This is a genomic window from Jiella mangrovi (genome assembly GCF_017815135.1).
Lineage (GTDB): Bacteria > Pseudomonadota > Alphaproteobacteria > Rhizobiales > Rhizobiaceae > Jiella > Jiella mangrovi.
Window position 1 is genome coordinate 17881 of sequence record NZ_JAGJCF010000014.1, and the last position, 19611, is coordinate 37491.

At 66.5% G+C, this 19611-nt stretch carries 15 protein-coding genes; 7 read left to right on the forward strand and 8 right to left on the reverse strand.

The genetic code is table 11. From position 1 onward, the window contains the following. The first annotated feature begins 187 nt into the window (after nucleotides 1-187). Together J6595_RS16275 and J6595_RS16280 are read left to right on the forward strand one after the other, a co-directional pair. A complete protein-coding gene (locus J6595_RS16275; RefSeq protein ID WP_209595640.1) occupies nucleotides 188-1879 on the forward strand; it encodes a heparinase II/III family protein in 1692 nt (563 codons plus the stop codon). 76 nt (nucleotides 1880-1955) lie between these two features. Next, nucleotides 1956-2144 carry a hypothetical protein gene (locus J6595_RS16280; protein WP_209595641.1) on the forward strand — a complete coding sequence of 63 codons (189 nt, stop codon included), beginning with the start codon at nucleotides 1956-1958 and terminating at the stop codon, nucleotides 2142-2144. Nucleotides 2145-2215: 71 nt separating this feature from the next. On the opposite strand, the gene J6595_RS16285 is transcribed toward J6595_RS16280, so the two are convergent. Beyond that, entirely contained in the window at nucleotides 2216-2380 is a 165-nt protein-coding gene (locus tag J6595_RS16285; protein WP_209595642.1) for a hypothetical protein, read from the reverse strand. A 215-nt stretch (nucleotides 2381-2595) separates the two neighbouring features. Here J6595_RS16285 and J6595_RS16290 point away from each other — a divergent pair, with 215 nt between their 5' ends. The 5 genes from J6595_RS16290 to J6595_RS16310 all read left to right on the forward strand — a co-directional run bounded on the left by J6595_RS16290 (nucleotide 2596) and on the right by J6595_RS16310 (nucleotide 11424). Beyond that, nucleotides 2596-4503, forward strand: a complete 1908-nt coding sequence (locus tag J6595_RS16290; RefSeq protein ID WP_209595643.1) for a KUP/HAK/KT family potassium transporter — start codon at nucleotides 2596-2598, stop codon at nucleotides 4501-4503. Between the two features lie 152 nt (nucleotides 4504-4655). Then, entirely contained in the window at nucleotides 4656-6272 is a 1617-nt protein-coding gene (gene purH / locus J6595_RS16295) for a bifunctional phosphoribosylaminoimidazolecarboxamide formyltransferase/IMP cyclohydrolase (RefSeq protein WP_209595644.1), read from the forward strand. A gap of 105 nt (nucleotides 6273-6377) precedes the next feature. Then, nucleotides 6378-7049, forward strand: coding sequence for a dimethylsulfonioproprionate lyase family protein (locus J6595_RS16300; RefSeq protein WP_209595645.1), 672 nt, complete (start codon nucleotides 6378-6380; stop codon nucleotides 7047-7049). A 281-nt stretch (nucleotides 7050-7330) separates the two neighbouring features. After that, nucleotides 7331-9799 (forward strand): ATP-binding protein, encoded by a 2469-nt coding sequence (locus J6595_RS22870; RefSeq protein WP_209595646.1) that lies wholly within the window; start codon nucleotides 7331-7333, stop codon nucleotides 9797-9799. 23 nt (nucleotides 9800-9822) lie between these two features. Further along, the gene (locus J6595_RS16310) at nucleotides 9823-11424 is read left to right on the forward strand and encodes an ABC transporter substrate-binding protein (protein WP_209595647.1); all 1602 of its coding nucleotides are present in this window, start codon (nucleotides 9823-9825) and stop codon (nucleotides 11422-11424) included. Between the two features lie 12 nt (nucleotides 11425-11436). Here J6595_RS16310 and J6595_RS16315 read toward each other — a convergent pair whose 3' ends face one another. The 7 genes from J6595_RS16315 to cpaB all read right to left on the reverse strand — a co-directional run bounded on the left by J6595_RS16315 (nucleotide 11437) and on the right by cpaB (nucleotide 19553). Continuing rightward, nucleotides 11437-12423, reverse strand: coding sequence for a type II secretion system F family protein (locus J6595_RS16315; RefSeq protein WP_209595648.1), 987 nt, complete (start codon nucleotides 12421-12423; stop codon nucleotides 11437-11439). A 163-nt stretch (nucleotides 12424-12586) separates the two neighbouring features. After that, nucleotides 12587-13594: a type II secretion system F family protein gene (locus tag J6595_RS16320; protein ID WP_209595649.1), complete on the reverse strand. Its 1008-nt coding sequence runs from the start codon at nucleotides 13592-13594 to the stop codon at nucleotides 12587-12589. Between the two features lie 3 nt (nucleotides 13595-13597). Next, the gene (locus tag J6595_RS16325) at nucleotides 13598-15031 is read right to left on the reverse strand and encodes a TadA family conjugal transfer-associated ATPase (protein ID WP_425342166.1); all 1434 of its coding nucleotides are present in this window, start codon (nucleotides 15029-15031) and stop codon (nucleotides 13598-13600) included. Nucleotides 15032-15106: 75 nt separating this feature from the next. After that, nucleotides 15107-16369: a CpaE/TadZ family protein gene (locus tag J6595_RS16330; RefSeq protein ID WP_245198582.1), complete on the reverse strand. Its 1263-nt coding sequence runs from the start codon at nucleotides 16367-16369 to the stop codon at nucleotides 15107-15109. 14 nt (nucleotides 16370-16383) lie between these two features. Then, nucleotides 16384-17127, reverse strand: coding sequence for a CpaD family pilus assembly lipoprotein (locus J6595_RS16335; RefSeq protein ID WP_209595652.1), 744 nt, complete (start codon nucleotides 17125-17127; stop codon nucleotides 16384-16386). 21 nt (nucleotides 17128-17148) lie between these two features. Beyond that, on the reverse strand, nucleotides 17149-18720 hold the full coding sequence (locus J6595_RS16340; protein WP_209595653.1) for a type II and III secretion system protein family protein: 1572 nt from the start codon (nucleotides 18718-18720) through the stop codon (nucleotides 17149-17151). 11 nt (nucleotides 18721-18731) lie between these two features. After that, nucleotides 18732-19553, reverse strand: coding sequence for a Flp pilus assembly protein CpaB (gene cpaB / locus J6595_RS16345; RefSeq protein ID WP_209595654.1), 822 nt, complete (start codon nucleotides 19551-19553; stop codon nucleotides 18732-18734). Nucleotides 19554-19611: the final 58 nt, after the last annotated feature.

The following is a 19611-nucleotide window of genomic DNA, read 5'->3' on the forward strand; positions in this document are numbered from 1 at the left end:
ATCGGGTAAAACCGGCACCAGATTTCCTCAACGTCAAACGCCGCGATGGTAAGCCTTTATTTACCTTGTAGGCAGAAACTTGGCTCTCGACTGGCCGTATGCGCGCTCTCCCGTCAGGGCGCACGCCACGGCGTTGATGCGGTTCGAGACTTCGGCAAGGCCGGAGATGGGGTGAGCTGGAGTGTCGATGTCCTTGGTGGACAAGCCGCAGATCGCGGTCCTGACGTTCAAGGAGGCCTGGCGCCGCCTTCGCCGGCGGCTGCGCACCGGTCCGATCCACCATCTGCGCTTCGTCGGCATGGCGCCCGAACGTCTGGCCCTCGTTCCCCCGACGCTGCATCAGGGCGACCCCTTCGTCGCCGAGGCGATCTATGGCGGCCGTTTCCATCTCGCCGGCCGGCTGGTCGAGGCGGGTCGCGGATCGATCTTCCAGATGCCGGCGCCATCGCCGGAATTTGCAGCCGAGCTGCACGGCTTTTCCTGGCTCTGCCACCATGCCGCGATCGGCGACGCGCTGGCGGCGCAGAACGCCCGGGCTCTGGTCTCGGACTGGCTGAGGCACTGCTCGAACCAGCTGTCAGGCCCCGCCTTCGAACCGGAGGTCGCGGCGCGGCGGCTCATCGCCTTTCTCGTCAATGCCGACCTCCTTCTCGGCTCGGCGCAATACGACTTCTACCGGCGTTTCCTCAAAAGTCTGACGTCCCAGACCCGGTATCTGCGCTCGATCGCGCCCGAGGCGCCGGCCGGCCTGCCGCGCCTGATGGTTCGCATGGCGCTCGTCCTTTCCGCGCTCTGCCTGCCGCTGCCGCCGGCAAGGGCCCGCGCCGCGGTCCAGCATCTGGCCGACGAACTCGACCTGCAGATCCTGCCCGATGGCGGTCATTCGAGCCGCAATCCGGCGGCTGTGGCGACGATCCTCGCCGAGCTTCTGCCGATCCGCGAGACGCTGCTCTCGAACGGCCAGCCGGTGCCCAAGGGGATCTACTCGGCCATCGACCGGATGCTGCCGGCGCTCCGCTTCTTTCGCCATGCCGATGGAACGCTGGCCTTGTTCAACGGCACCGGCGCGTCCGACATGCGGCTGATGACGACGCTGACACGCTTCGACGAGACCCTCGGGGAGCCGCTGTCCAACGCCCGCCACTCGGGCTATCGCAGGCTCGCCTGCGGGGGAACGGTGGTGATCGCCGATACCGGCTGCCCGCCGCAGGTCGCCCTTTCCCGTCACGCCAATGCCGGGACGCTCGCCTTCGAGCTTTCTTCCGAGACCGGCCGCATCGTCGTCAATTGCGGCACGCCACAGGCCGGGCATCCCGATCTTCGGCGGCTGTCTCGCTCGACGGCCGCCCATTCGACGGTGACGGTCGGCGACCGGTCCTCGTCGCGCTTTGCCGCCCAGGCAAATCTCGACCGGTTCCTGGGATCGCCGCTGGTGCCGGGGCCGACCATGGTCGAGGTGAACGACCTCGAAACGGACGGCCCCGAGCGTGCGATCGGTTTCGAGGCGCGCCATGACGGCTACGAGCGCGACTTCGGCTTCGTGCACATGCGCCGGCTCGAACTTTGCGAAGGCGGCAGGAAGCTCGTCGGCCGAGACCGGCTGGTCGAGACGCGGCGCCATCGCGGCTACGAGGAGGCGCCGGCCGCCGCGGTGCGCTTTCATCTCCACCCGCAGGTCAGTGTCGAGACGATCGGCGACTTCGCCCGCCTGTCCCTGCGCGGCCAGATCTGGCGCTTCACGGCGGATCAGCCGGTGACGGTCGAGGATTCGATCCTGTTTGCCGACAGTTCCGGATCACGGCGGACCCTGCAGCTCGTTCTCACCGTCGATCCGGTGCTGACGCGGGAGATCGTCTGGGCGTTCGAACGGCTTTCCTGATCCGCGTCCGGTGACGAGCCGCGGCGTTTTCGACCCCCGGCTGGACCTTGGCGATCGTCCGGCCCAGATCTGATGGATGAAATCCTCCCGCCTTCCTCTCCTCGTCGTTCTCGCCCTCCTGCCGCTCGCTGGCGCCTGCGGCGGCATGAACCGCGCGGTGACCACGGTGCCGAAGACCTTCGACGATCTGGCAGTCGAGACCGCGCCCTTGCGGGACGGCCGGCGCGTGCTGGTGGAAGGCGGCTCGGCGCAGGCGTCCTGCTGATGGTGCGGCGGCGCTGATGCCAAAAAGGTGACGCACCGTTCTGATGCAGTGCACAATCGGGCCGGTTTTCGTCACCTTCGCGGCATTTTCTGGCTGAAATCAGGGCGCAACTGCGCTAAAGGCACGATCACCGCGCCGAGCTTCGGGCCGTCGTTCACCAGACCGTGGCGATCCTTGCGCGAACTTAATGCCGGCAGCGGCATTATGAGGCTGACAATCGCCTCTCGGCTGTCCACATTGTGCCCTTATCAGGGCAGACCGAGGGTGGAACGAGGTATGCCCTGACGACGACGTTGTTGTAGGATCGCCCAGCGAAGCGCCCGCGACAGGCAAGCCGCCCGCGATCCGCTCGGATCAGTCCCCCACATCTTCCCATATCGGCTCGTCCCTTACGGCAATCTCCGCCGCCAGGGATGTTGTAACGGAGTACGGCCGTCACGGCCGCTCGATCATGATCGACACCATCGCAGACGCTTCGCACAATGCCCGCTCCGACCAGGGCGCGGCTCTCAATCTCAGCTTGACGATCGGGGCGCTCGGCGTCGTCTTCGGCGATATCGGGACGAGCCCGCTCTATGCCTTCAAGGTAGCCCTGGCCGCGAGCGGCAGTGCCGGGCAGACCGCGGTCTTCGGCGTGCTTTCGCTGATCGTCTGGGCGCTCGTCATCGTCGTCACGGCCAAATACGTCTTCTGGATCCTGCGCGTCGACAATGCCGGCGAAGGCGGCATTCTGGCGCTCGCGGCCCTGCTGCGGCTCGATCGTCGCCATGACATGAAGCCGTACAGCTTCATGCTTCTCGCTATCGCCCTGGCCGGGGGTGCGCTGTTGTTCGGCGACGCCGTCCTGACGCCGGCGATCTCGGTGCTCTCGGCCGTCGAAGGGCTCGGCGAGATCACGTCCAGCCTCGATCATCTCATCGTCCCGGTGGCGCTGGCCATCGTCATCGGCCTGTTTGCCGTGCAGTTTCTCGGCGCCGGTCGGATCGGCAAGGCGTTCGGCCCGATCATGCTCGTCTGGTTCGCGATGCTGGGCGTTTCGGGGATCATCCAGATCGTCAGGATGCCGATGGTGCTCGAGGCGGTGTCGCCGGTCTATGCGATCCTGTTCCTCGCCAGCCACCCGGCCATAGCCTCGGCGATCGCCGGCGCGGTCTTCCTGGCGGTGACGGGCGGCGAAGCGCTTTATGCCGATCTCGGCCAGTTCGGCCGGCGCGCGATCACCAGCGCCTGGATGTTCATCGCCTTCCCGGCGCTCGTCCTCAACTATTTCGGCCAGGGCGCGCTCGTCCTGTCCGGCGGCGCGACCGACAACACCTTCTACGGCCTCTTCAACGGCCTCTGCCTGCCGTTCGCCGTCGTTCTCGCGACGCTCGCCTCGATCATCGCCTCGCAGGCGGTGATCACCGGCATCGCCAGCCTCGCCAGCCAGTCGATGCGCCTCGATTTCCTGCCCTCGATGCGGATCCAGTATTTCTCCCCCACGAACCCGCACGATCTTCTCGCACCGGCGGTCAACACGATCGTCGGCATCTGCACCGCCATCGTGGTGCTCAGCTTCCGCTCGTCCGACGCTTTGTCCAACGCCTATGGCATCGCGGTGGCGGGCGCGATGCTGAGCACGACGGCGCTCTATCTCGCCCATCGTGTCGCGCAGCCGGGCAGTGGCGTGTGGCGCACCCTGTCGGTGGGCATCACCGTGCTCTTCCTCCTCCTCGACCTCGTCCTCGTCGCGGCCAATCTCGGCAAGCTGGAGGCTGGCGGTCTCCTGCCGATCGGGCTTGCCTTCGCGGTCGTCTTCCTCGCTTTGTCCTGGAGGATCGGCCAGATGCGCATGGGGCGCCTGCAGGAGGCGGACGAGCAGGGACTGCGCGACTATCTGAAGTCATGCGCCAATCTGCCGGCGACGACGAAGCGCTCGGCGGTGTTCCTCGTCAGGCGCGGGGCGAACGTTCCGCATACGCTGGTCGAGCTGACCGACCTTGCCGCCGCGCGCTTTGCCCACAGCATTCTCGTCTCGGTGCGCACGCGGGCGGTCCCGCGCGTCTCCCAGGAGGATCGGATCCAGCGCAGCGAGATCCGGCCCGATCTCACCCGCGTCGTCGTCAATGTCGGCTATCTGCAGCGGATCAACCTGCCCTCGCTGATCGCCGCCGATCTGCAGAGCCTCGGGGTCGATCCCGAGGACACCGTCTATATCGTCGGTCTGGAACGGCCGGTCTCGCCCTCGATCTTCTCGCGCTGGCTCGGCCCGTTCTACGTCGCCTATGCCGCCATGGCGCGGCTGGCTTTGCGGCCAGCCGATCGCTTCAACCTTCCGCCGACCCGGACCCTCGAGCTCGGCATGCCGCGCTATCTGTGATCGGCGAGCTTGGGCAAAGGGCCATTGTCGCGGCGCGGCAAGCCGACTATCAGGTCCAAAGACCTGCGGCGACGCCAGCCGCCGCGCAAAATCGCCCATGCGTCTCGCCATCTCCAGGCTGACGGCGGCGGGCGAATGTGAGGAAGACCACCATGTCCGTCAAAGCCAATGCCACGCCGCTGCCCGATCGGGTGAAGATCCGCCGGGCCCTGATCTCGGTCTCCGACAAGACCGGCCTCGTGGATTTTGCCAAGGGCCTCGCCGATCTTGGCGTCGAACTCGTCTCGACCGGCGGGACGGCGAAGGCGCTGGCCGAGGCCGGTCTGGCGGTCCGCGACGTTTCCGATCTCACCGGCTTTCCGGAGATCATGGACGGTCGGGTGAAGACCCTGCATCCCGGCGTCCATGGCGGCCTGCTCGGCATTCGCGACGATGCGGCCCATGCCGCCGCGATGGACGAGCATGGCATCGCCGCGATCGATCTTCTGGTGGTCAATCTCTATCCCTTCGAGGAGACACGGGCCTCCGGCGCGTCCCGCGACACCATCGTCGAGAACATCGACATTGGCGGGCCGGCGATGATCCGCGCCGGCGCCAAGAACCACGGCTATGTCGCCGTCGTCGTCGATCCGGCCGATTATCAGGAAGTCCTCGGCGCCCTGAAGGAAAACGCCGGCGAAACCTCGATCGCGCTCCGCCGCCAGCTGGCGGCACGCGCCTATGCGCGCACGGCCGCCTATGATGCGGCGGTTTCCGGCTGGTTCGCCGAAAGCCTCGGCGAGACGACGCCGAAGCGGATCGCCTTTGCCGGCGAACTCGCCGAGGCCCTGCGCTATGGCGAAAATCCGCATCAGTGGGCGGGCTTCTACAGGACGGGCGAGGCGCGGCCGGGCGTCGCCACGGCCCGGCAGCTCCAGGGCAAGGCGCTTTCCTACAACAACATCAACGACACCGATGCCGCCTTCGAGCTGGTCGGCGAGTTCGATCCCGCCCGCACGGCGGCCGTCGCGATCATCAAGCACGCCAACCCCTGCGGCGTCGCCGAAGGTGGCGATCTCGTCGCGGCCTACAAGGCGGCGCTCGCCTGCGATCCGGTCTCGGCTTTTGGCGGCATCGTCGCTTTGAACGGGCGGCTCGATGCGAGAACGGCCGAAGAGATTGTCAAGGTCTTCACCGAGGTCATCATCGCGCCGGAAGCCGACGACGAGGCTATCGCAATCGTCGCCGCCAAGAAGAACCTGCGGCTGCTTCTGACCGGCGGTCTGCCCGATCCGCGCGCCGGCGGGCGCTTCGTCAAGTCGGTCGCCGGCGGGCTGCTGGTCCAGTCGCGCGATGCCGGCGTCGTCGACGACCTTGATCTCAAGGTCGTCACCAGGCGCGCGCCCAGCGAGGCGGAGCTGACCGATCTGCGGTTCGCCTTCAGGGTGGCCAAGCACGTGAAGTCGAACACCATCGTCTACGCCAAGAACGGCGCCACGGTGGGCATCGGGGCAGGGCAGATGAGCCGGGTGGATTCGGCGCGCATCGCCGCCCGCAAGGCCGAGGATGCGGCAAAGGCGGCCGGCGCCGACAAGCCGGCCACCATTGGCTCGGTCGTCGCATCGGACGCCTTCTTTCCCTTTGCCGACGGGCTGCTTTCGGCGGTCGAGGCCGGCGCGACGGCGGTGATCCAGCCGGGCGGATCGATGCGCGACGACGAGGTGATCGCGGCCGCCGACGAGCATGGCATCGCCATGGTCCTGACCGGCATGCGCCATTTCCGGCACTGACCGCATCGGGCGGAAGGGCGAAGCTCGCGGCGAATTGATGCAGCGGTCCTGAGGGAAGCGGGAGAAGCGTTTCCGCCCGTTCTGCGCGGCCCTAGATCCTTCGCCATGACCGCGACCCTGTCCGACTGCCCGAACTGGAAGTATCTCCTCCAGGAGTTCGACACGCTGTATCGCTACGGCTCGGCTGGCGGCAGCAAGGCGATCAGAAGCCACCGCAAACGGGTGCGCGACGCTCTGTCGGCGATCATCGACACGAACCCGGAGATCGTCGTCGTCGAGCCGACGCGAAAGCCCGTCGTCGAGCATCTTCCAAGGGCGCTCGATCTCGGCGCGCGAGCCGCCGTCAGCGGTGTCGCGCGGGCGCTCGGCCATGTCGCGGCCCATCTTGCCTGGGACTACGGCTATCCGAGCGTGCCGAAATCGCTGTCGAAGAAATACGCCTATGCGGAGATATTGGGGCCGAAGGGGCCGGTCAGGGCCCAGGGGCTGATCCTCGGCTTCGTCCTGTTCGCCCCCGGCACCACCTATCCCCAGCACGCCCATCAGGACATCGAGGAAAGCTACGTCTCGGTCGCGGGCGCCTGGTCGGAAAACGACAATGCCGTCTATGCGCCGGGATCGCTGATCCTCAATCGATCGGGGGTGGAGCACCGGATCACCACCGGAGACCTCGATCCGTGCCTTCTAGCCTATGCCTGGGCCGGGCCGCGGGAACGGCTGGCGGCCCCCGGCATGAAGTTTTCGGCAAGGCGCGGTAGTGCAAGGGACGGCACCTGATCCCGCCCGGGGCGCGCCACGGGACGCTTTCGGCGCTTTCGGCCAGGTGCCGATACGGGGCCCATTGCCGCCGCAATTTGCTCCGCCGACGAAATCGCAGCGAAACATAAGTCTCATAAGAGGCCCCGACGCGTCTCATGATGGTCCGGGGGCGGATCGCTCATCAGTGGCGCGCGGGTTTACGGGCACGGCACAATCGATAGGATGAAGACGCATCGGTTTCACGCGGGACGGCGGGTTCCGGCGCGCGTGTCGGTGGCGTTCGGGGCAGGGCGGTGGTTGTGGCGCGTCACGATCTGAGCTTTCATCCCGAGCCTTCGCCGGCGCCACCTGAAACCGCGTCCGTCAGAAAGGGCCACGGCATCTTCCGGCTCTCGATCACGCGCAGGGTCTTCCTCGTCGGAGCGATCCCGATCGCGCTGGCCGTCGTTCTCGGCATCGCGTCGATCATCCTCCTCGACCGTGCCGATCAGGCCCGCCGCGACGCACTTGCCGTGTCCACCGTCTTTCGCAACGTCGTCTCGGCGATGAGCGCCCGCGACGATTTCATCAATGCCGCGCCCTCCTCGCGCAGCACCCATCTCGGCGCCTTCATGGCGAATATCGGCGCGGCCACCACGGGCCTTTCGCAGATCGGTGCTGACACCGACGACGCCGACAACGCGGAGGCTATCGCGACGACCATCGCCTCGCTCGAGCGCTTTCGCCGCGCCATGGGCGAGTTGCAGAGCGCGATCAGCGAGAACGACCAGCGGGCGCTTTTGATGGACACCCGCATCGACCGGCTGATCACCCTTGCCGAGGAAGCCAGGGCCCGCCAGCACGCCGCCAATACCGGCGTCGTGGAACAGCTTCGCCAGCGCGATGCGACCCTCGAGGCATCGCTCGATCTGTCGGTCTCTGCGGTGCAGATGCGCCAGGCCGTGGTCGACGCCTGGGTGCGCCGCTTGCGGCTGGAGGCAAGTGCGGCGGAGGCGGGAGAGCCGGGCGGCGGCGCGGGCGCGGCGTCGACGGGCGCACAGACGGCCGTCACCGTCGTCCCCGCGCGGGACGACCAGCTCGCGGCGGCGCGGCTTTCCAACGCCGCGGACGATTTTCGCGCCGCCTTTCGCAGCGCCGGACGTGGGCAGAAGCTGGGGGATTTCGAGGCGGCGCTCGCCGCCTTTCGCGGCGGCGGCTCGCCCGAGGACCTCATCGTTTTCCTCGATCGCTGTCTCAAGGTGGACGGGACCGCGGTCCAGGCCGCACAGGATGCGTTTTCGCAACTGCTCGACGTGGCGGTCGCAGCCCAGGGCGCCGAGCAGGAGGCCCAGAACGTTGCGGTCGAGACCATCCGCCTCGGCGAGCGGACGCGCGAGGCGATGCGCCGCCGCGACAGCCGCGCGATCGGCGGAACGATCGACCGGAACGCCAGCCTGCGGGAGACCGTCGCTCGGCTTGCGATCTCGCCTCTCGTCCAGTCGCAGATGCTCGATGCGCTGGACTCCTGGCGCCAGGAGCTGATCGCCGCCCGGGACGGGCTGTCGGCCCAGGAGGCGATCCTCAGGCGGATGGCCGTTGCCTCGAGCGGGATCGTCTTCGAGGTGGCCAATCTCAACGCGGCGCTGTCCGACAATGCCGACGACATCGGCATGGCCGCGCGCCGGATCCTCCTCGTCAGCGCCGCTCTGTGCCTCTTCGTGGCGACGATGTTCGGGCTTGGCGTCGCGCGGTCGATCACCCGCCCCCTGAAGCGGCTGGAGCAGGGCATGCTCGCCCGGGCGGCCGATTCGAGCCTCGGGCCGCTCGACGAGGCCGAGCGGGGCGACGAGGTCGGCCGGATGACCCGCGCCACCAACCATTTCCTCTCGGAGCTGAAAAAGCGCGAGGCCTCGCTCCAGCTTGCCAAGGACGAGACCGATCGCGCCCTCGCCGAACTGAAGCGGACGCAGGGCGAGCTGATCCAGAGCGAAAAGCTCGCGTCCCTCGGCCAGCTCGTCGCCGGCATTGCCCACGAGATCAACACGCCGCTCGGCGTGGCGCTGACCACCGCCACGGTGATGCGCCACGAGACCGACAAGTTTCGCAAGGCAACGAGCGAGGGCAAGGTCACCCGCCAGGCCTTCGACGACTTCATCGAGCGCACCGGGGAGGGAACCGAACTCCTCGATACCAATCTGGCGCGCGCGGCGGCGCTCGTCGTCAGCTTCAAGCAGATGGCCGCCGATCAGGCCAGCGGCGAGAAGCGCAGCTTCGTGATGGCCGATTTCGTCGACGACCTCTTCCGCAGCCTCGGCCCGATGCGCCGACGCGCCGGGCACGAACTCGCGCTCGACTGTGAGGACGGCATCACCATGTCGACCTATCCGGGCGCGCTCTCGCAGGTGCTCACCAATCTCCTGACCAACAGCTATGCCCACGCCTTCGGCGAGGGTGAAAAAGGGACGGTCCGGGTTCTGATCCGGCGCAACGGACCCGACCGGGTCCGCATCACCTTTTCGGACGACGGGCGGGGCATTGCCGACGCAAACCTTGCCAGGATCTTCGATCCCTTCTTCACCACGGGCCGGGCTTCGGGCTCGACCGGCCTTGGCCTTCACATCGTCTACAACCTCGTGGTGGCGACCCTCGGCGGCACGATCACCGCGACGAGCGAGGCGGGTAAGGGCACCAGCTTCGTCGTCGATATCCCAAGGGTGCGCATGGACGCGTCCAAGGAAGGCGAAACCCTCGGCGCTTCGCCGAAGGGCGAGCCGGCGGTCAACGCCTGACGCCGCGTGAAAGGAATTTTGTCGTGACCCGTCTTCTGCGCGCCCTCGGCCTTGCCCTTGCCACCGTGATGGCCGGCCCGGCGCTCCATTCGGCCGCCGCCAAGACGCTGGTCTTCTGCTCGCAGGGCAGTCCCGAGACCCTGTCGCCGGACGCCGCGGTCTCGAGCCTTGCCATGGACGCGGTGAGGCCGGTGTTCGACACGCTGGTGACCTTCGCGCCCGGCACCACCGACGTCGTGCCTTCGCTGGCGACGGGCTGGACGATCTCGCCGGACGGTCTCGACTACACCTTCACGCTCCGCGAGGATGTCGCGTTCCAGACCAGCGCGATCTTCGCGCCGACCCGGTCGATGAACGCCGAGGACGTCGTCTTCAGCTTCGAGCGGCAACTGCCGGGGCCCGGAGCGGCAAAGACGCTCGGCGGCGTTTATGCCCAGTTTCGCGGCCCGCGCCTCGCTTCGCTGGTCGAGAGTGTCACGAAGCTCGACGAGCGCAGTGTCCGGTTTCGGCTGAAGCGGCCGGCGGCCCGCTTCCTCGCCGATCTCGCAATGCCGGTCAATGCGATCCAGTCGCTCGAATATGGTTACAGGATGCAGCAGCAGGGCACGCCCGAGCGGTTCGACACGCAGCCGATCGGCACCGGCCCGTTCCGTCTCGTCGACGATCGCAGGGACGTCGCCATCCGCTACCAGGCGTTCGAGGACCATTGGCGCGGCCGGCCGAAGCTCGACACCCTGGTTTATTCGATCACCCCCACGGCATCGGCGCGGCTGCACAAGCTGAAGTCCGGCGAATGCCATGTGGCGGCGGCGGTGGATCCGGCCGATGCGGCGGCGATCGCCACCGATCCGCAGTTGCGGCTTCGTGCCATCCCCGGTCTCACCCTCGGCTATCTCGCCATCAATACGCGCCGCAAACCCTTCGACGACGTTCGCGTGCGCCGGGCGATCAACATGGCGATCGATCGCGAGACGATCGTTTCCGCGATCTATCCCGGCGCCGGCTCGCTGGTCGAGACGCCGCTTCCCCTCGCATCCTGGGCGAGCGACGATCAGGCAAGAGCCTATCCCTACGATGCAAAGGAGGCGCGCCGCCTGCTGCTTCAGGCGGGTGTGACGGCCGGCCTGAAGGCTGACCTGTGGTTTCCGCCCGACAGTCGCTCCTACAATCCCGACGCAAAGCGCATGGCGCGGATGATTGCGTCCGACCTGGAGCCGCTCGGCATCAAGCTGGAGCTGAAGTCAGCCCCCTGGGAGAGCTATTGGAGCCAGCTCATGAAGGGCGACAGCACGCTCGCGCTCGCCGGTTGGATCGGCGACAATGGCGATCCGGACGAGTTCATGGAAACGCTCCTCTCCTGTGCGGCGGCAAAGGACGGCGGCACGAACATCGCCCGATGGTGCGATGCCCGTTACGATGCGCTGGTTGGCGAGGCGAGCCGGATCACTGAACGGGAGACGCGGGCCGATCTCTACGCCCGCGCGCAGGCGCTCTTCCACGAGGCGGCGCCCTGGGTCCCGATGGCCAGCGCAAGGCTCCTCGACGGCGCGAGAGCCAATGTCGAAAACTTCGTTATGAGCCCGCTCGGCTCCCACGATTTTTCGGCGGTCGATCTTGGCGACTGACGAGCAGTTTCGTCATTCGAGCCCGATGACCCGGATCATCGCCGGCCCGAGAATGACGGCAAACAGCACCGGCAGGAAGAACACGATCATCGGCACGGTGAGCTTGGGCGGCAGGGCGGCGGCCTTCTTCTCCGCCATATTCATGCGCATGTCGCGATTTTCCTGGGCCATGACGCGCAGCGCCTGACCGAGCGGCGTGCCGTAGCGCTCGGCCTGAATGAGCGCCGTGCAGACCGCCTTGACGCCGTCGAGGCCCGTGCGGGCGACGAGATTCTCGTAGGCGGCCTTGCGATCGGGGAGGAAGGAGAGCTCCGCCGTCAGGAGAATGAGCTCTTCGGCGAGCGGGATCGACTGGATGCCGATCTCCTCGGCGACCCGTCGAAACGCCGCCTCGATGGAGTTGCCCGATTCCACGCAGATGAGAAGCAGATCGAGCGCGTCCGGCCAGGCCCTCGAGATCGATTGCCGGCGCTTGGTCGCCTTGTTCTTCACGAGGATGACGGGAATGTAGAAGCCGATATAGCCGGCGATCAGAAAGACGAGGATGCGGACCGTGCCCGGCCAGGAGGCCATGAAGCCAAGACCGAAGATGTAGAAGGCCGCGATGGCGAAGAAGACGAGCGGGAGCGTGACCCGGGCGAAGAGGAACATCGTCAGCGGACGCTGGCCGCGATAGCCGGCGGCCCGCAAGGCGGCGACGGTGTTATCATCGACGAGGGCCTTGCGCAGATTGAGCCGCTCGACGACGGCGCCGGCAAAGCCGCGGCTGTCTTCCTGGCGCAGCCCGCGGCTGCGCTCCTTTTCCGTGGCGAGCCTTGCCCGCTCACGGGCGCGGATCTGATCGCGCTCGAGCGCCACCGCCTTCATCCGGCTCTTCAGCTTGCTGCCGCTCAGCGCCGGCAGCGCGACGGCGAGCAGCGAGGTGAACACGCCCAGCGTCACGATCGCCACGAGGACGATCTGGCTCGACAGTCCGAAGGATTTCAGGATTTCATCCATGGCACACGGCCCTCAGGAACGGCTTTGCGACGGGCGGTCGAGGGCTCGGGCGAGCGCTTCGATCGGTGGCTGATCGAGCTTGGCGATTTTGTCGCCCCGCTCTGTCAGCCTGTTGGGCATCGACTGGCCTAAGAACCGGTTCCGACTTTCCCGGGTCATTTTCTTAGAAATCGAAATTGATCATCTTCTTCATGATCATGATGCCGAGCAACATCCAGAAGGCGCTGATCCCCATCAGGATCTGGCCGTAGATGTTGGTGTAGAGCAGGCTGATATATTCAGGATTGGTCAGGGTCACGAGGCCGAACACCACGACGGGCAGCGAGCCGATGATCCCGGCCGATGCCTTGGCTTCCATCGACACCGCCTGGATCTTGTCACGCATCTTCTTGCGTTCGCGAAGAACCCTCGAAAGGTTGCCGAGGGCTTCGGAGAGGTTGCCGCCGGCCTGCGCCTGGATGCCGATGACGATGGCGAAGAAGTTCGCTTCGGAGGTCGGGATGTTGCGGTAGAGCCGTTCCACCGCCTCGGTGATCGGCATGCCCATCTGCTGGCTCTCGACGATGCGGCGAAACTCCGAGCGGACCGGCTCGGAGGTCTCGGAGGCGATCATCTTCAAGGTGTCGTTGAGCGGCAGGCCGGACTTGACGCCGCGCACGATGAGATCGATCGCGGTTGGAAATTCCTGGGTGAAGGCGTTGAAGCGTTTCTTCCTCGCCCGGGCGAGGAAGAAACGCGGCAGGCCGAGACCGGCGATGATCATGACCCCGAGCGTGATCAGCAGCGGCGTTCCGAAAAGCAGGCAAAGCAGCGCCGCGAAGAGGCCGAGACCGGCGCCGATCAGCCAGAACTGGGCGACGCCGATGGTCCAGCCGGCCTGTTCGATGCGGCGGTTGAGAGGCACCTTGGAGACGTGCTTGTCGCGCTCCTTCTGGCGATCCTCGAGATCCTTCAGCGAGTTCTGGATGGTCTTGCGCCGCTTGACCTGCTCCTGCAGCCGGTCGCGGCTGGCCTTGTGGGCCAGCCGATCGCTATCGCTGCGGCTGACGACGTTGCGGCGCTGGAGGGTCTTCTTCTCACGGGCAATCGTCGGCTGCAGGACAGCGAAGGCGAGACCGCCGGCCGCGACCGTGGAGAGAATGACGAAAAGAAGGAGCGTGCCGGTCTCCATGGCCTAGCTGCCTGCCTCGATATTGTCGACGGAGCTCGAATCGAGCGCCCGGGCGAGCCGCTGTTCCTCGCCGAAATAGCGGGCCCGGTCCCAGAAGGCGGGGCGGCCGATACCGGTCGAACGATGGCGGCCGATGAGCCGGCCGCTCGCATCCTCGCCGAGGATCTCGTAGACGAAGAGATCCTGGGTGGTGATGACGTCCCCTTCCATGCCGAGCACTTCGGTGATGTGGGTGATCCGGCGCGAGCCGTCGCGCAGGCGGGCGGCCTGGACGATGATGTCGACGGAGCCGGTCATGATCTCCTTGACCGTGCGCGAGGGCAGCGAATAGCCGCCCATGGCGATCATCGATTCCATGCGGTTGAGACATTCGCGCGGCGAGTTGGAGTGGATCGTGCCCATCGAGCCGTCATGGCCGGTGTTCATCGCCTGGAGAAGGTCGAACACCTCCGGGCCGCGCACCTCGCCGACGATGATCCGCTCGGGCCGCATGCGCAGGCAGTTCTTGACGAGGTCGCGCATGGTGATCTCGCCCTCGCCCTCGATGTTGGGCGGACGGGTCTCGAGCCGCACCACATGGGGCTGCTGCAGCTGCAGCTCAGCCGAGTCCTCGCAGGTGATGATGCGCTCGTCTTCGTCGATATAGCGGGTCAGGCAGTTGAGGAGCGTCGTCTTGCCCGAGCCGGTACCGCCGGAGATGACGACGTTGCAGCGAACCCGGCCGATGATCTGGAGGATCTCCGCGCCGGCCGGCGTGATCGCTCCGAACTGGACGAGCTGGTCGAGGGTCAGCTTGTCCTTCTTGAACTTACGGATGGTCAGTGCCGCGCCGTCGATGGCGAGCGGCGGCGCGATGACGTTGACGCGTGAACCGTCGGGAAGGCGCGCGTCGCAGATCGGCGAGGTCTCGTCGACGCGCCGGCCGACCTGGCTGACGATGCGCTGGCAGATGTTGAGGAGCTGCTGGTTGTCGCGGAAGCGGATTGCGGTCTGCTCCACCTTGCCGGCGACTTCGATGAAGGTCTGGCGGGCGCCATTGACCATGATGTCGGCGATGTCGTCGCGGGCGAGAAGCGGCTCCAGCGGTCCGTAGCCGAGCACGTCGTTGCAGATGTCGGAGAGGAGTTCTTCCTGCTCGGCGATCGACATCGCGAAGTTCTTGATCGCGATGATGTCGTTGACGATGTCGCGGATTTCCTCGCGCGCCGCGTCCTGTTCCATGCCGGCGAGCTGCGACAGGTCGATCGTGTCGATCAGTGCGGCGAAGACCTGGCTCTTGCGGTCATAATATTCCGGCGAGCGCTCGGACACGGGCTGCGGCGGCGAGACCGGACGCGCGGAGGCAGACGCCTTCGGCGCCGCCGGTATCACCGGTGCCGTCGGGGCGGCCGGCCGGGGCGCGGCCGCCGGAGCTTGAGCCTGGGCCGGCCGCGGCATTGTCGCGACGGACCTTGGGGGCGCCTTGTCGTTTCCGCGCTTGCCGAACATTGATGAGCTCCGATCCCGAAGGCCTTACGATTTCACACGAAACCGGTCGAGGAGACCCGGCTTTTTCGGCTTCTTGACCTCTCCGCGCCCGGTCAGGACGTGGGCGATATGATTGAACACGGCGACCGAGGGATGCTTGGCATCGGTCTCGGCGATCATCCGGCCGCTGTTTGCCGCATTGCCGAAGACGCCCGGATCGAACTGGATCTCCCCGAGCGGTTCCAGGCCGAGCGGTTCGGTGAATTCGGCGGCCGAGATCTCCGGGCGCTTGGGCATGGCGAGCTGGTTGAGCAGCAAGAGGGGCGGGCCGTCATTGGGCCGGATCTTGGTCAGCGTGTCGACGAAGTTCTTGGCGTTGCGCAGATTGGCGAGATCAGGCGCGGCGGTGATGACCACCTGATCGGCCCGCGACAGGACGGTGCGGGTCCACTCGTTCCAGGCATGCGGCACGTCGAGAAGGACGGCCGGCGCGCCGTGCTGGGCGGTCTCGATCAGGGCGTTGAAGGCGTCGCCGTCGAAATCGTAGGTCCTGTCGAGCATCGAGGGCGCGGCGAGCAGGGAAAGATGCTCGGCGCACTGGGCCAGCAACCGGTCGAGATAGACGTCGTCGATCCGATCGGCCGACTGCAGCGCCTCGGCGATGCCCTGGGCCGGATCCTGGTCGAAATTGATGTTGGCCGTGCCGAAGGCGAGGTCGAGATCGGCGAGGACGACGTCGGTCGAGAAGAGTTTCGAGATCGACCATGCGACATTGTGGGCGATCGTCGACGAGCCGACGCCGCCCTTGGCGCCGACGAAGGCGATCGACCGGCCGAGGGGCGCTGCGCCATCAGCGACGAACATCTCCCCGATCACCGTCATGATGTCGCCGACCGAGATCGGGGCGACGAGATATTCCGATATCCCGCGATGGATCAGGTCGCGATAGAGCGCGACGTCGTTGTGATGGCCGATGACGACCACTTTCGAACCGGGATCGCAGACATCGGCGAGAAGCTCGAGCTCGGGGACGAGATCGAGCGGCGAAAGCCGCGATTCCAGGATCACGAGATTGGGCGTCGGCGCCGACTGGAAATGCTCGGTCGCCGCCTTGATGCCGCCCATCTGGACCTTCAGATGGGCTTTCGCCATGCGCCGGTCCGTGCCGGCCTTGTCGATCGGGAGGGCGACGGCTTCGGTCTCGCAGAAGGCCTGGATCGAGATCCGCGGGATCGGGCGCACCTTGTCGATCTGTTTGCGATCTTCCGGTCCAAGCGGCGCGGTGTCGGCGGTGAGCGTCTGTTCCATCGACTTGTTTCCCATCACCAGTCGTAGTCGGATTCGGCATCCATCGCGTCGGCGCTCGTCACTTCGCCGTTGCGATATTTGTCGATCACGGTCGTACGGCGCTGCGCGTCGGCCGGATCCATGCCGCGAGGCCCGAGAAGATCGCGCGGATCGGCGATCTGGGCGGCAAGGTTCTGCTGGCTGGCGCAGCCGAAGTTGAAGTAGTTCTTGTTCTCGCTCGTGTCCCCGAGATCGGCCGGCCAGCGCCCGCAGGGACCGGTCTTGGCGACTAGGGTCGAATAGGCGAGCCGGATCGGCGTCGGCCCGGTATCGCCGACCGCCGAATAGGGCATGACCATGATCTGCCGGCCGCCGACATGGTTCTTGCGCAGCACCTTCACGACATCGCGCGAGACCTGTTCGGCGGCGCGTTCGTTGGCCGAGCCGTAGGGCACCAGCACGCGCATCGTGTCGATCTTGTCGGCGTTGAAGTGGCGGGCGAATTCCTCGACCCGGCTGCGACTGGACAGGGTCAGTTTTGATTCCGACGAACTCACCGGGATGTCGATTGCCGTTTCCGCCTGGGAGACGACGATCGGATGGCGCGTCCTGTAGTCGTCGGGGATCGCCCCCACCTCGACATTGTGGACGTTGCCGCAGGCTGAAAGGAGCGCCAGCGCGCTGAAGGCGAGGCCGAGGCGGGCCGGCGTCGAGGCCGAGCGCTGCTGCCGGGGCGGGTTTGCCGGGGCGAGGCGCGAAGCGGAAGGATGCTGTGTCACGGTCGTCGATCCCTCGAGCGATTACTTGTAGATGAAGCCGACGACGCCGTAGTAGCGGCCGGGCGGAAGCTTCGTTTCCATGTGCCCGTAGATCCGATTGAGCCGGCCGAGGAAGTTGGCCGAGCCGTCGCTCGAGAGGGCGAGGCCGTCGTCGGGCCGGGCCAGGGCCTGGCGGGCGACGGGGCGCACGAGATAGGGCGTCACGATGACGACGAGCTCGGTCTCGTAGCGCTGGAAGTCGCGGCTGCGAAACAGGGACCCGATCACCGGGATCTTCGACAGGCCCGGGAAGCCGGAGATGACCTGGCGTGCCTCGTCGCGCATCAGCCCGGCGATGACCAGGGAGCCGCCGGAGGGAAGCTCGACCGTCGTATCGGCCAGGCGCTTCCGAAGGCCGATGAGGCCGACGCCCGGCCCGTATTTGTCGCCGTTGATGTTGAACGGCTGTTCGAATGTCGGCTCGGAGACGCTCGTGCGGATCTTCAGATTGATCCGCCCGGCCGAAAGAACCACCGGGGTGAAGTCGAGGCCGATGCCATATTCGATCTGCTTGGTATCGATGGTGGCGTAGCCTTCGGTCTGCACGTTGCCGTCATCGTCGTAGGAGGGCGGCGTGAAGCTTCGTCCGCTCGGCACGGTGAACTCGCCGCCCACCTTGAAACTCGCCTTCTCACCCGAGATCGCGGTCAGGCTCGGCTCGGCGAGGGTCCGCATGACGCCCGCCTGCTGCATGGCGTCGACTTCGGCGCTGATGGAGGTATCGCCGATCGTCTTGGCGATGCCGATCGCGCTGTTGGAGATCGCCTTGCCGAGCGCGAAGGGATTGTCGATGGTGGCCGCATAGCTGATCCCGTCGGAGACCGAGCCGTTGAGCCCGAGCTGCTTGACGACGGAGCGCTGCACCTCGGCGACGGTGACCTTGAGCGTGACCTGGTCCTCGCCGGCGATCTGCAGGAGATTGACGATCTGGCTCGAGCGGCGGTTTTCCTGGGCGAAGGCGACGTCGGCGCCGCTTCCCTCGCCGGAGCCGGTCGCGGAGGCGGACTGGATGTACTGGCCGGTCGTGCCCTCGCCGCCGGTGACGAAGAGCTTGGCAAGCCGTTCGACCTTGGCGGCGTCCTGGGGCGTCTGCACCTGGCCGGTCAGGACGACGTTGTCGTTGAGCATTTCGACGTTGACGCTGGAATCCGGCACATATTTGCGGATCGAGGCCTCGAGGCCGGTGATGTCGCGCTCGATCGCCAGATCGATCGCGGCGATCTGGCGGCCGCGTGCATCGAAGACGACGATGTTGGTCTGGCCGATCTGCTTGCCGAAGACGTAGATCCGCCTTGCGTCGCGGGTAACCGCGTCGGCGACTGCCGGATTGGCGACGAGAATGTCGTGGGCATCGGCCGAAAGCACGATAACCTTCGACTTGTTGAGGCCCAGCTTCACCGTCTGGCGCGCCTGACGCACGTTGACGACGGCGTCCTCGGCTGCGGCCGGGGTGACCTGCACCATCGGGGCAAGACCGGTCGAGAGCGCGGCGATGCCGATGACGGCCTTGCGCAGCACGGTCGAAACGGCCTTTGAGGAGAAAAGGGTCGGCATCTGTCTCACCCTCACTGCGACGTGGTGACGTCGTCGATCCGGCCATAGCGGACGACGCGGATCTTGTTGCGTTGAGCCTTTTCCTGCTCGAGCAGGAAGCGGGCGTAGCCGGGCGAACCGGGGACCGAATCGGCGAGCGAGCGGAGCGAAAGCACCAGCCGGTCGGCAATCTGCTGGGCCGCGGTCAGCGCCTCGGCCTGGGAGGGGTCCACCTCGAGCGTCGCTGTCTGGCCGACGACGACCTTCTGGCCGTCCTGCTCCTGGACCGACTGATCGACGGCGAGGACCCTGAGATTGCGCAGCACCGTTTCGGTCGAGACCCGTTCGCCCTTGCCGTCCGCGCTGGCGGCGCGGCGGGTCATGATCACGTCGACATGGTCGTTCGGCAGGATGAAGCCACCGGCGGCTGTTTCGGCCGAAATGCGAACGGCGACGGCGCGCTTGCCTTCGTCGAGGATCGCCGACAGGAAGCCGTGGTCGGGCCGGATCAGCTTGGATTCGCGAACCGGCTCGCCCGCGAAGAAGGACTGCCGGGCGATCGCGCCGTTGAATTCGTCGACCGCATTCGGCTTGGCGGCTTTCAGGATGAGATCGGGGCCGACGCCGTCCTCGGGCCATTTCTGCCAGCCCAGCGTTCCGGTCACCGCCGAGCCCATCGGCACCTCCTTCTTCGTCACGAGGACATCGACGAGGCGGATCGGCGGTTGCGCGGGAGCGGCGGTGATGATGACCGGCTCTTGCGGCTTGGAACTCGAAAGCTGCATCGCCAGCAATCCGGCGCCCAGCGCGGCGACGGTCGCTACACCTATCACTGCGATACGTGCAAGGCTCATCAGATAACTCCCGTGAAACGGACCGGCGATCCGGCTGTTCAGGACAGTTATCGACTTC